Raw genomic sequence first — 13,547 nt, forward strand, 5'->3', positions numbered from 1 at the left:
TAAATCATTCGTAGCATTATTACTATTCGTTATTGGCTTGCCATAGGAGGCAAGGAGCTATGATTAGCCATTTTGACCACGTCGTATTGACCGTGGCAAACATTGATAGAGCCGTGTCTTTCTATGAAACGGTATTAAGAATGGAGTCCGTTACTTTCGGTGAAGGACGTAAGGCAGTCCGTTTCGGACAACAAAAAATTAATCTGCAATTATTGGGTGAAGAACTGCGTAACCATGCTATGGAAGGAGCGGGGGATTTATGTCTGATAACAGATTGGTCAATGGATGATGTCGTGGGGCATTTAAAAGCTTGTAAGGTGACTATTTTAGAAGGACCAGTTAGTAAGTCTGGAGCGCAAGGTCCAATTGAGTCTGTGTATTTTAACGACCCAGACAATAACCTTATTGAAGTGAGTGTGTATCTAAACTCCACACAGAATGAACCGGTGGAGCCTTCATTAGATTCGATTGAGAAAGAAGCTAACGAGAAAGAAGCGGAGTAACCGCTTCTAGTACCTCTTGATAAGGTTGTTCTTCGTAAACCGCAAAACCACCCAACTGACGCGCTTTTATTTTAGTAAAAATAGGTTGTGTCAGACCCGTTAAAAAACGTGTGATTAACACTGGAGTGATAGCTGTGTTTGGGCTTTTGCTTTGTATGTGTTGCGCAAACTCTTTGACATAATGAGCAAGGTGCTCTTGCCAGGTTTCGGATAGCGTATTCTCTAGGAAAACGAGCGGTTTGCCACGACAAACCGAACAATGTCCGCAATCTTCAGGTGAATTCTGGTCGCCAAAATAGCGGGCCAAATTATGATTTAAACACCTATCCAGTTGAAAAAATCGAATCATGGTGGCGATTCTATCGATTTCAGCGGTTTGTTTTTCATCCACATACTGATGCAATTGATTTGCTAATATTTGATGATGAAACTCATCTGGATTGACTTGATAAACTTCTGTTAACCCTTTGCTTTCCAAGGTTAAGATATTGTGGTCAGCGGCAAACTCCAATACTTGTAAAACGTCGCTTCGAGAAAGCCCTGTTTCATTGAAGAGCTTATCGAAATCTGGTGATCCCCAAATTTTCTTATACTGAATTCCTTTTAATATGGCTTGGTAAGCTTGTTGCCATTGCTCTGGGATTTGATGTCCAAAAGCGATTCTATCGCCTTCCCATTTAAGTCGAACATCTGCGTAATAACTGTATTTTGGGGTGATTGCACCGAGTAATTCAAGTTGGACGAGTAAGGTTTTTAATGGCAAAGAACGAATGTTGGTTTGGTTTGATAAGCCATAAAGCTGGGTTTCCCATTCTTGTATGTCATTCGCTTGTTGAACCGTTTGCTCTGTGATGTTTCTTAGTAACGTATCTATATCCTGTGTCTCTGGTGTGTCACCATAGACAAAGTTTTCCAAGGTATGTAACCCTTCTAAACTGGCAAGCATTACACATCGGCTTGGTTGGTTATCTCGTCCTGCACGGCCAATTTCTTGACTGTAGTTCTCAATGGATTTAGGTAAATCAAAATGTACAACAAGACGAATGTCAGATTTATCAATGCCCATACCAAAAGCTATTGTTGCGACTATGATACGTGTTTTGCTGTCCATGAATCTGGCTTGAATATCACTACGAATATCGTTACCTAGTCCTGCATGGTAAGCCTCTGCAGAATAGCCTTCTGTCCGCAATGCCGTAGCAATCTCTTCAGCTGTTTTCTGCTGAGTAACGTAAACAATGCCAGCGCCCTGTGTTTCATCGAGTACGGTTTTGAGCTTGACGAACTTCTGGTGACCTTCCGTTTGAATAAGATCAATGTCTAAATTGTGGCGATAAAAACCCGTTTGGATAATATGTTCTGGGTGTATGGCGAATTTTTGTGCCATGTCTTTTTGCACTCGACGCGTTGCAGTTGCGGTCAAAAGCAACACTAACGGAATGGCGAGTTCTTGTTGATAATGAGGCAGCTTTAAATAGTCTGGACGAAAGTTATGTCCCCATTCTGAAATACAGTGAGCTTCATCAACAACTAACATAGAAATAGGGATTTGCTTGATAAAGCGTCGAAAGCGTTCGTTTTTGAAGCGTTCTACCGAAATCATTAAGACTTTGATCGAGCCGTTCTGAACGCCAGCCATAACCGCTTGGCTTTCTTCTTTTGTTTGGCTTGAATCTAGGCTTGCGGCGGCAATATTTTTAGATCGTAAAAATTCTAGTTGGTCGTGCATCAAGGCGATTAGCGGCGAAATAACTAAGGTTAAATGGGGTAATTGCGTAGCGGTAAATTGATAACATAAAGACTTGCCTGATCCAGTAGGGAAGACAGCAAGAGAAGAGTAGCCAGATAAAAGCTGTTCGATGGTTTGTTTTTGGCCTTCACGGAATTGATTAAAGCCAAACAGAGATTGTAATGAGTTTTCCATAGTTTCTGTCGAGTCCATTCGTTTCATCGGGAAATATTTCCCCATTCTAATTCACAATTTCTTAATTCATTTAAATGGTTTAGCCAATATTCTTCAGAGCCAAACCAAGGAAATGCTTTTACAAACGCAGGGTCGCTCCATCGACTCTGCAACCAAGCAGCGTAATTGATAACACGCACACTTTTGAACACATCGATTAAGTTTAGCTCTCTTGTTTCAAAAGGCAAATAGTTTTCATAGCCTTCAATAATTTCGCTAAGTTGTTGTTTTGGATTTTCAGTTTGAGTCAGATGAAGCCATAGATCTTGTACAGCAACGCCATTCTGACAATCATCGAAATCCAATAAATGGAATTGACCTTCATGCAGCATGAGGTTGCTACGGTGACTGTCGCCATGCACAGGGCGTAATTGTATTGGCCAATATTTTTGAATGCGTGCTTCGCTCATTTGGCGTAGTTTAGCAACTTGCTGCTTGTAAATAGGTTTGAGCTTTTCTGGTAAGAAGGCGTTCGACAAAATTAGTCTTGCCGCTTCGTCTATTTGAGATAAGGGCGATACGCTGATTCGATGTGTAAACGGTGTTGTCGACATTTGTTGATGGACTTGACCAATAAGCTCACCAAGCTGATACAACTCGTCTAAATTATCCGCTTCTGGATGTTGTCCAATCAATCGTGGTGATAAACAAAAATAGATACCTTTGTGACAGAAAAGGCTTTTTCCTTCAAATTCAAGCGGCGCTACAACGGGTATGCCATCTGCTTTTAGCGTTAGTAATGTCGTATGTTCTTCAAGGATTTGCGCTTCAGTCCAGCGCTCTGGTCGATAAAATTTCGCAATAACCGGTGAGCCATCTTCAATACCCACTTGATAGACTCTGTTCTCATAGCTGTTTAGTGGATAAATTCGAGAGTCACTCCAAAGACCTGACGATTCAACCGCATCTAAAATGACATCAGGAACAAGAGAAGAAAAAGCGAGGCTAGCTGATGTTGCGGCTGTGTCGGTTTGATTGGCTGAAGTGTTATCGTTTGCAGACATGGTTTAACCCTTTACTTTACCTTTATCTCTCATGCCAAGCGTGATGCCAACATTAGAGACAGAAAATCGAACCGTGACGATAACGATGAAGGAGCGTTATAGCAAGTAAGGGTAAAATATAAAAACGAATTATTTCAACCCAAGCCGCTTCTCTAATGTATAAGCTTGAGCATCAGTCAGTGGAGAGGCTTTGCTTGAGTTAATGAGCTGGTTCCATTGCTTCCAAGACTTGATCGCTGCTTCTTTGTGGTTTCGAATTAAATACTGCTGGATCTCGAGTCGAAAAGAGTTAGAAATTGCTGAAGGGTTTTCTTTTCCGAAGATGCGTAATCGCATTAGTATGCGCTTAAATTTTTCGGCCAATTTCACGCTGTCTTCCGCTGATTCCATTAAATGAGTGATACATTTTAAACAATCATAGTAATACTCAATTTTTTCAAAAATCGTTTCATGAGTTAAACGAATAATACGAGAATAGGTATATTCAGCCATGACCCAATCTTTCATGGACATACTTATTTGCGCCAAACGCACAGATCGGTCGATTGCTCTTGGGGATACTTGAATGACTTTAATCATAGCGGTTTGAGCCGCTTTAAGATCACCTAACTTTTCTTGAGAATCAGCGAGTAAATCATAAGCAGATAGAAAATGACGACTTGAGCGAATGGTATCTTCTAATTTTTTGATAGCCGCCGCTATCGTGCCGAGCTTTAGTTCACACGAAGCAACACCAAAGTGAGCCCATGCGAGGTTTTTGTTTTTCTGAATAATTAGCATGTAATGGATTTTTGCATCTTTATAACGCTTACGAGCGTAAAGTGATTCACCGATGATTTTTAAACATTGACTGGTAAACTGCGGGTGTTGTGCTAGGACAGCTTTTGCTAGAGTTTCCATTAACTCGTAGTCTTTTATTTTTCGTGCTGCATTAATATTTTCAAAGGTTTTTTTCTGTTTTTGTACTTGCTCGAATCGTCGAAAGAACTCAGCAGGGGAAAAGGGTTTAACGATGTAGCTGTCTGGTTGGTACTCCAATACATTAACAACGCTTTCGTAAGCGGTATCTGCAGTAACCATGATGAAAATAGTGGAATAAGCGTGAGCACTGTTTTCTCTAACAGTCTCTAAAATCTGCTGTCCATCAATGCTGCCATTGAGGTTGTAATCGGATAATACAATATCGTAAGGTTTCTCTAAAATTTGCTTGATAGCAAATTGACCCGATGATTCAACATCAATATTAGAATAACCCAAAGACATCATGAAAGATTTGAGCATGATGCGCATTTCACTGATATCGTCAATAATCAAAACATGTTTGTTTGATATATTGGCGTTTTTTTGATGAATTACATCGTTATTTTTAAGGCTGGTAAGGGCTGTATCCGTCAAAACATTACCTAATCATTAATATGTTAAATATAAAATCCATTGTTTTATACCGTAATAAAACACTACACCTATTTTGTCACTTACGTTAGAAGCTAAAATTTTTCGTCTGATATTGAATACTTGAGATATGAATTCTTTCTCAGCATTTCAGATAATAATGACTTTGCTTTTTCTTGGTGTTTGCATTGATGTTTTTTTAACCTGATCAATAAAAGCACATTTTTTGAATTAATAATAGCTACTACTTTAGTCGTAGATTTCTTTTTTATATTGACCTTCTATACCCTGCGTTAAACACTAGAAAAAACAACAATTAAAATGGAAGGAACATGTGATGTTATATTTCCAATCTTTCAGTGTTTTGGGGTTCTTTACACTTTTTATTTACGGCTATTTGTCGGATGCTATGCCGCTGCCTTATATTATTATTGGCTCATTGTTGAGCGTACTTTTGGTGTTTTCGAATTTTTTTCGTATAAATCAGAAATCGCAAAAAGAAAATATAGCCGCTGAACAAGAGCAAGATTCTCTTTACTCTGATATGAGTAAAACCGTTACTGATGCAACATCAAAAATGGCTATGGGTGCGGCAGAAGTTTCTTATTTTGTTGATACATTAAGTAAAGACATACATTTAACTCATGATGACACAGAGCAAATCACCCAAGCCGTAGAAACGCTTTCTGATACCGGTTTAGCCTTATCAAATAACTTAGGCCAATTAGTCCACACGATGAATGATACTGCTCAGTCGAGCCGAATGGCGCAAGATGCCCTTACCCAAAGTACAGAACAGATAAATGAGTTGACTAAAAAGGTCCAGACGGCCAGCGAACAGCTTGCTTTATTAACAAAAAGTGCGGATGACATAGACAGTATTACGGATGTCATTAAAGCCGTGTCCGAACAAACCAATTTATTGGCGTTAAATGCCGCTATAGAAGCCGCTCGTGCTGGCGAGCAAGGTCGAGGCTTTGCTGTTGTTGCCGATGAAGTGCGTTCATTGGCAGGCAAGAGTGCAAATGCTTCAGAGCAAATATCCAGTTTGTTATCTGATGTTCGTCTTAACAGCGAATTAACCAATAATGAAATGTTTTCTTTAAAAGAATTAACAGAATCCCTCTCTAGTACTCTTTTAGGTGAAACTCAGCGTTTCATTGCATTAACTGAAGAAGTACAAAATGCGTCTATTGTTTTGGCTGAGGTAGAAAGTGCAGGGGAATCATTGGGTGCAACGAGTACTCAGATAAATGGTTCGATTTCTCGTATTAGTTCATCACTACAAGATATTTCCCAGCGCAGTGATCTTTTGACCACGGAAGCATCTCGTTTAAGTAATGGCGCTGAAATTGTGTTCAGAGAATTGGATAAAGTAGATAAGTCGCTGTTTTTTTCTGAATTGGTTAATCGAGCCAAATCTTGCGCACATGACATAGCAAGATTATTTGAAGAAGCGATTGAAACAGGAGAATTAACTCAAGAAGCGGTTTTCTCAACAGACTATTGTCCAATCAGCGAAACTAATCCACAAAAATTTAGTACCACATATGATGACTTTAGTGATCGTACTTTTCCTATAATTCAAGAAGCCGTTTTAGAGCAACACGATGAAGTGATGTTCGCGGGTGCTGTTGATATTAATGGTTATTTTCCAACTCATAATAAAAAATTCAGCCAGGCTTTAAGCGGTGATTATGAAAAAGATTTAATTAATAACCGGACGAAACGCATCTTTAATGATCCAACGGGAGGGCGATGTGGTTCTCATACCGATACCTTCCTATTACAAACGTATAAACGTGACACTGGTGAAATTTTACATGATTTGTCAGTGCCTATTTATGTGAATGGCAAACATTGGGGCGGTTTTCGGATAGGGTTTAAATCTACGTATTAAAGTATTATGGTTTTTTTAGATAGGTTTTTGAGCTGTTTTTTTGAATTAGTTCTTTGAAGTAAAGACTGGGAAACCAGACAAGAGACAGAGGATTTAGTTGAAAGTAATAAAAAGCAGTGCTGTTATGTTAAATGCCGAGTACTGCTTTTTATGTTTGCTAAGTGCGACTTGAATTTATGAGTCAATAATAGTTTTTAAGTACTGAATTGATGAACCAGTTGACGCAGTTGGCTGGCGCATTCTTGAAGGCTATTAACCGATGTTTGTATTTGATTCGAATTATGATCGGTCTCTTCGCAAATCCCCGCAATATTTTCAAGTGTTTGATGTACAGATTGAGACGACTCGTGTTGCCTGTCTGCTGCTTGGCTAATATTGCGGTTTAATTCAGAAATAGATAACACGCCATTGGCGATGTCTTTGAATGCTTGACCGGCTTGAGAGGTTTGTTCAGCACCTTGGTTCGCTGTATTTTTAGCCAACTCCATAACGTTTACGGTGTTCAGCGTTTGTTGTGTTAACTGCTCAATTAATCCACCTATCTCGGTAGCGGCTAATTGGGAGCGTTGTGCAAGATGACGGACTTCATCTGCGACAACCGCAAAGCCTCGACCTTGTTCGCCAGCGCGAGCCGCTTCAATCGCGGCATTTAATGCTAATAGATTCGTTTGATCTGCTACTTCTGCAATGATGCCTAAGCGTTCATTTATATGAGAAACGTCTTGGCGCAGCTTTTGAATTTGTACCGCAGCATTGCCGACTTCATGAGAGAGTTGTTGGATGTCTTGATTGGCCTTGTTCATCACGCCAAGACCTTGTTTTGAATGTTGCCCAAGTTCCTGAGCCGTATTATTCGCTTGTCCGGCAATCGCTAACGTACTTTCAACGGATGTCATGACACTTTGCATTAGAGAAGTTGCTTGATTGACATTAGATAACTGGTCCTCAACGCCTTGAACGGTTTTATTGGTTGCGTTATTTGTTTCGCTAACAATGCTATCTAAGGTTTCGCTGGAGTGACTAACATTACGTACAATAGATTGAAAGTCATTCATCATGCTATTAAACGCATGGGCCATTTCGCCCATTTCGTCCAACCCTGTAAATTTAACGCGCTGAGTTAAGTCACCTGAGTGCTGTACCGATGTCATAGTTTTACAAAGTGATGTCACACGGCTCGTTACCAAGTGAATAATATAAAGAGCCGTTCCACCAACAAGTAGCGTTAATACGCCAACTAGAATTGCGTAATCCACTAAAGCGTTTAGAAAGAAGTTCACCACGGCATCCATTGGTGTGGTGGCAATTATCGTTATTTGCCATGGTGTAAAGCGCATTGTGCTGGCAATCATATGATGATCGGTTGTGTTTTTATCTTTGTATTCGAATTCTATTGTCGTGCGTTTAGCTTTCGCAGAGGAGGCTGGTTTGGCTTTTTTTAGTGCTTGAGTAAGAGAGTTTGGAGGTGTGGTTGTGTTATAGGTCGATGGTGAATTGATCAAGGTGTTATTATTCGTGTCTAAAACCCAAAGGCTTTGTTGGTCACCATAACGAAATTCAGACAATAATGTGATGGCCTGTTGTTTTGCCTGTTCTGATGTCAATATGCCTGATTGTTGTTGCCCATAGATAGGAGAAAATAACGAGTTGGCTATGTCTAATATATCTTGTGTTCGGTCTTTTCTAGCTTCCACATGACTGTTAAATAGAGACGCGAGCGATACCAAAATAAGAGCGGCAGTACCCATCGACATCAGTCCTATTATTGCCCATAACTTGTAACGAATCTTAATGTCATTGATGCGGTTCAGCATGTATTCTCCGTTAGTTTTTTTAGACTGATATGCGTGGATTAGTATGTTTGGGCTAGTCAGTGTGGGCTAGTAAGTTGAATCTGAACCCAATATATTGATTTAAAGAAGATTAAATGTTTTCTGAAATACTGCCCAGCCAAAACATATGAGCTAAATCATTGTTTTGTTAATTAGTTACTTGTTTTTATAAAAAATGGCGAGAGGACGGTTTTGTCTTATAGTTTTATTTTTTTGATCTCTTTTTTATCAGCGACTATCTTGCCGTTAGGCTCAGAAGGCGCGTTACTTTATTACGCAAGTGATACTGGGTTATCTGTGTTTTGGTTATGGTTTTTGGCAAGTGTTGGTAATACGTTAGGTAGCCTGACTAATTGGTTATTGGGTTTGTACTTGCTTCGCTATGAAGACAAAAAGTGGTTTCCAGTAAATGCTGAAACTCGTAAGAAAGCAGAGCGACTCTTTAATCGTTATGGTGTTTTCAGTTTATTATTTACTTGGTTACCTATTGTTGGTGATGGGATTGCTTTAGTATCAGGGGTGTTACGAACATCGATTTGGTATTTTTTACCTTTGGTTTTAGTTGGTAAATCCGTGCGTTATGCTTTAATTTTATGGGGACAGTATTTACTATTTTCAGGGTAGTGGGTGCAAAGCTTCAATGATGTATATAAGGAATAGAATGATGAAAACATCCCAAAAACTGGTCTTGGTTGTGGCTGGGTTGTCATTAGGTGCTTGTTCATCTACCGATGAAAAAAATACCTTCATGACGTATAACGATTTACAAAGTAAGGTCATTTCGCATGATGAACAATGGGAAACGGTACAAGCAAAACTAGATAAGATTGATGTGTTAGAAGCTGAAGTTGCAGCATTGAAGCAAGACAAAATGGGTGGTTCGGGTTCTGACAATATGACGATGGACACAGATGTTCAAGCGTCACCTATGAGCGACAATGAAACTATTATGGCAGTAGATGAATCGATTCCTTCAGAAGCTATTTCCTCTGAGAATAAGGTTACAGCAGCGCCACTTTTAACTGAGAATGCAGCGTCTGAGAATGACTTAGTAGACAGTGAAATGTCAGAAGAGCCGATTAATGCGGCCGCTATTACTCAAGCTCCGTTAGCAGATACAAAATATGAGTATGGTGTTCAGGTTGCTTCTTATGCAAATCGAGATGAAGCAATTCGTGGTTGGGCTGTTTTGAACAAAAAAGATCCAACCTCTTTCAAAGGCTTAGAGCCGTTAATGAACTCGAAAGAAATAAATGGCCGTACCATGTATCAATTAAAAGTAGGCCCATTTTTGAGTAAATCTTTTAGCAGTGATTTTTGTAAAATGCTAAAAGAAAAAGGCACTGATTGTTATGTAAGTCAGTATAACGGTGATGCGTTTACTGCAAACTAGGTTCCTTACTATTTCTTATGTTTGAACTTTAAAGGCAATAAAAAAGGCACGTCCATGAGGGCGTGCCTTTTTTGTTTGTCTTGTCCGTCCTGAAATAGGTGTCCCGTCCTGAAATAGAAGGGCTTACATCAGTGGGAAAGGTCGTCCGTTGATATTAGCTTGTCCATCTTTAAGCGTTATTTCACTACGATACTGGCTGTCTTCATGAAAGATAAAGTCTTGCTGTTCGAAGCTGTTAATAATGATACGAGCTTGTTGTTTAACATCTGGTGAATTAATCGTTGTACGCATTTTTGTGGCAAGAAAACGTTCTACAAAATTACTAATCAGAGCGTCATCGGCTTCAATATTTATACTGGCTAATGTGTTAAATAGCCAAAATTCAGGGATTAACATTTCATCAAATGTTGGTGTCTCGATGTCAGCCAGCTTGCTTGTTAAGCTGGCATTGAAACGGCCTTCAGGGAAGGTCGCACTAAAATCAGTAATGTTAAATTCTGGCTGATGAGACAGTAACTCTGCAAAACTGTCTTGAAGGAAGGATAATTGCTCAATCAAGAACTCGTCAGACGCTAGGTTTTGGTCAACCAAACTATCATTGAATCTGGTGTAATCTATAAAGAACTGATTACTAAGCTTAGCCAGCTCAGATTTCAAAATAAAATCGCTTACTTGATATTCGTTATAAACCAACTCTTTCGCAAAGTAGCCAACTTCTAGAGAGCCGAGTTGTGTTTCTTCATCCAGTATCATTTTAACTAACATGGACAAGTTTGATGCCTTAATATCAGTACCGACTGTAAACGAATCTATCGAGAAACTTGTGGTGCTGTTATAAAACCCACCTTTTAGAATGGATTCTAAACCTGCTTCCATTTGCATCGATAGCGTGATGTTTTCTGCTTTTACTGGTTGGTAAGGATCATCTAGGTTGACTAGCGCCAATAAACCTTCATAAGCAACTGCGTCACGGGATATTTTACCTTCACCGTTGTAACCGCTAAAGGTTAGGCCATTATCCAATTTTGAAAAAGCAGGGATAGTGTCTTCAATTTTAATATCACCACCAAATCCACCAACAGCAGATAACTGATACAAAGGCTCAGCTTCATCCCATGCAAGAATTTGACGTTGCTCATCTGCTGCGATTTTAAGTTTTGCTTCGTATAAACCGACGATACCTTGATTTGCTAATAAAAGAGGGCCGTATTTCGCGTCCAGTACAAGCTGTAAATCAAGCTTCTGATTTTCGTATGCTGGTTCATACATACCAAGATCCAAACCAAATGAGATGACGTATGTAGAGCCAAACCAAGAAGATTCTGTCGATTCTATAATCGCTGTGTAACCAGATGTTTTGTTGATTTTATCAACAAGCGTAATGACTTGTTCTTGAAATTTAGGGGCGATGAATTTAGGTGTGACAAGGCAAACAGCGACAAGCGCGAAAGCAATCACAGCAAAGATTTTTTTCACTGGAAGTTCCTTTTCATAGGATGAATTTGGTGGGCAAATAATACAGGTTAATAATGCTGAAATACAAAGAAGATGTATCACTTTGATTCTATTTCATATTATTTGTGCAAATGGATTTTGGTACGAATAAATACGTATTACCTGAATGTTGGTCTTTTAAAATTTTATTGCATATGAAGGGATAGTATTGTTTTTTTGAACACCACAATGGGTGGGATTAAGTTTGAAATTCACACTAGATACAGGACCATCCAGTCACTTGGTTAAGTGGTGGATGGTCATTGATAATGCATTTTTATAGAGAGTTTATTTTTAGCGTTCAGTTCTTATTTGATAAAGTGTTCTCTGCATTAATACTAAGCGCCATGGCTTCAGCGATTTTAATACCATCTATGGCTGCAGACATAATACCACCAGCGTATCCTGCACCTTCACCTGCTGGAAATAAACCTTTCGTATTAATGCTTTCAAAGCTTTCAGGATCACGCTTGATGCTAATCGGCGCTGAAGTTCGAGTTTCCACACCGGTTAACAATGCATCGTCAAAGGCAAAGCCTCGAACCTTTTTATTGAACGCTGGAATGGCTTCACGAATTGCTTCGATACAGAAATCAGGTAAGGCATCTGCGAGGTTGGTTAATTTGATACCGGGTTTGAAAGAGGGAACAACTGTTCCAATGTCTTTCGGTGTTTCATTTCTTAAAAAAGCGCCAACGGTTTGTGCTGGGGCATCGTAGTTGCTGCCGCCCATCACGTAAGCCAGACTTTCAAGTTCCCGTTGGAATTGGATTCCTGCCAAAGGACCACCTGGATAATCAGAAGGATCAATACCAACGACAATTGCGCTGTTGGCATTGCGTTCATTACGTGAATATTGGCTCATGCCGTTGGTTACGACACGGTTTTCTTCTGACGTAGCCGCAACAACGGTGCCACCAGGACACATGCAGAAGCTATAAACAGAACGACCATTTTTGCAATGGTGAACCAATTTGTAATCCGCTGCACCGAGAATCTCGTTGCCCGCATTCGGGCCAAAGCGTGCTTTATCGATAGCAGATTGCTCATGTTCGATTCGAAAGCCAACAGAAAAGGGCTTGGCTTCGATGTAGATACCTTTCTTGTGAATCATTTCGAACGTGTCACGAGCACTGTGACCGATGGCAATGGCGATGTGTTTGGAATGTAATTGCTCACCATCAGCAAGAGTAACGCCTGTGATTTGGCCATCTTTAATGTGCATGTCGTCAACACGGGCACTGAAACGAATTTCGCCGCCAAGCTCGATGATTTGAGCTCGCATTTTTTCCACCATGGCAACCAATTTAAAGGTACCTATATGAGGTTTACTAACGTAAAGGATTTCGTCTGGTGCGCCAGCAGAGACAAATTCATTCAATACTTTTCGGCTGTATTGCTTAGGGTCTTTGACCTGACTGTAAAGTTTGCCGTCAGAAAAAGTTCCAGCGCCGCCTTCACCAAATTGTACATTGGATTCTGTGTTTAATATTTTCTTACGCCAAAAACCAAAGGTATCTTTAGTGCGTTCACGAACTTCTTTACCACGTTCTAAAATGATCGGCTTATAGCCCATTTGAGCAAGTACCAATCCGGCCAATAAACCACAAGGACCAAAGCCAATAACAATAGGGCGTTCAGTGAGATTTTCTGGCGCTTGAGCGACAGGGTGATAGTTTAAGTCTGGGGTTTCTTTGATTTGTTGATGCTCTGCGAACTGAGCCAATAAAAATTCGTTGTTCGTCGTTTCCACATCCAAGGTGTAAATCAGCATGATGTTCGTTTTTTTACGCGCATCATAACCACGACGAAAAACATTGACGCTCACAAGTTGCTCAGCCGAAATATTCAGCATAGAAAGAATACTTTCTTCGATGGCAGTATCGTTGTGATCAAGGGGAAGTTGGATGTTGGAAAGTCGTATCATAGGAGTCAATATCTATAAATCTGGTCAGTGGTTAATGGTGTGGATAATACGATATTTTCATCAAAAAAGCTGTTATCAATTTTGGCGTTTGTCGTTACTTATTCTGTTTTAGATATTTAATCTGAAAGCGATATGAGAA

Annotated in this window: 10 protein-coding genes; 4 read left to right on the plus strand and 6 right to left on the minus strand. The window is 39.8% G+C overall.

Going from position 1 to position 13,547, the window contains the following annotated elements:
• Positions 1–59 precede the first annotated feature (59 nt).
• Complete coding sequence (locus MUS1_RS06365) at positions 60–503, plus strand: VOC family protein (protein ID WP_051436140.1); 444 nt, start codon at positions 60–62, stop codon at positions 501–503.
• Here the strand turns inward: MUS1_RS06365 and MUS1_RS06370 are convergent.
• The 3 genes from MUS1_RS06370 to MUS1_RS06380 form a co-directional block, all read right to left on the minus strand.
• The gene (locus MUS1_RS06370) at positions 481–2,454 is read right to left on the minus strand and encodes a RecQ family ATP-dependent DNA helicase (RefSeq protein WP_245595765.1); all 1,974 of its coding nucleotides are present in this window, start codon (positions 2,452–2,454) and stop codon (positions 481–483) included. The two genes, MUS1_RS06365 and MUS1_RS06370, sit on opposite strands and share 23 nt — an antisense overlap.
• On the minus strand, positions 2,451–3,470 hold the full coding sequence (locus MUS1_RS06375; protein ID WP_051436141.1) for a serine/threonine protein kinase: 1,020 nt from the start codon (positions 3,468–3,470) through the stop codon (positions 2,451–2,453). Before MUS1_RS06375 ends, MUS1_RS06370 begins: the two co-directional genes overlap by 4 nt.
• A gap of 129 nt (positions 3,471–3,599) precedes the next feature.
• Complete coding sequence (locus tag MUS1_RS06380) at positions 3,600–4,865, minus strand: response regulator (protein ID WP_036160310.1); 1,266 nt, start codon at positions 4,863–4,865, stop codon at positions 3,600–3,602.
• Positions 4,866–5,199: 334 nt separating this feature from the next.
• Between MUS1_RS06380 and MUS1_RS06385 the strand changes: the two genes are divergently transcribed.
• On the plus strand, positions 5,200–6,762 hold the full coding sequence (locus tag MUS1_RS06385) for a methyl-accepting chemotaxis protein (RefSeq protein WP_051436142.1): 1,563 nt from the start codon (positions 5,200–5,202) through the stop codon (positions 6,760–6,762).
• Between the two features lie 194 nt (positions 6,763–6,956).
• Here MUS1_RS06385 and MUS1_RS06390 read toward each other — a convergent pair whose 3' ends face one another.
• On the minus strand, positions 6,957–8,576 hold the full coding sequence (locus tag MUS1_RS06390; RefSeq protein ID WP_036160312.1) for a methyl-accepting chemotaxis protein: 1,620 nt from the start codon (positions 8,574–8,576) through the stop codon (positions 6,957–6,959).
• Between the two features lie 210 nt (positions 8,577–8,786).
• Between MUS1_RS06390 and MUS1_RS06395 the strand changes: the two genes are divergently transcribed.
• Positions 8,787–9,218, plus strand: coding sequence for a YqaA family protein (locus tag MUS1_RS06395; protein WP_036160314.1), 432 nt, complete (start codon positions 8,787–8,789; stop codon positions 9,216–9,218).
• A gap of 37 nt (positions 9,219–9,255) precedes the next feature.
• The gene (locus MUS1_RS06400; protein ID WP_245595766.1) at positions 9,256–9,987 is read left to right on the plus strand and encodes an SPOR domain-containing protein; all 732 of its coding nucleotides are present in this window, start codon (positions 9,256–9,258) and stop codon (positions 9,985–9,987) included.
• A 123-nt stretch (positions 9,988–10,110) separates the two neighbouring features.
• Here MUS1_RS06400 and MUS1_RS06405 read toward each other — a convergent pair whose 3' ends face one another.
• On the minus strand, positions 10,111–11,463 hold the full coding sequence (locus MUS1_RS06405) for a YdgA family protein (RefSeq protein ID WP_036160318.1): 1,353 nt from the start codon (positions 11,461–11,463) through the stop codon (positions 10,111–10,113).
• A 319-nt stretch (positions 11,464–11,782) separates the two neighbouring features.
• Positions 11,783–13,408, minus strand: coding sequence for an NAD(P)/FAD-dependent oxidoreductase (locus MUS1_RS06410; RefSeq protein ID WP_036160320.1), 1,626 nt, complete (start codon positions 13,406–13,408; stop codon positions 11,783–11,785).
• Positions 13,409–13,547: the final 139 nt, after the last annotated feature.

The organism is Marinomonas ushuaiensis DSM 15871 (assembly GCF_000521805.1).
GTDB lineage: Bacteria > Pseudomonadota > Gammaproteobacteria > Pseudomonadales > Marinomonadaceae > Marinomonas > Marinomonas ushuaiensis.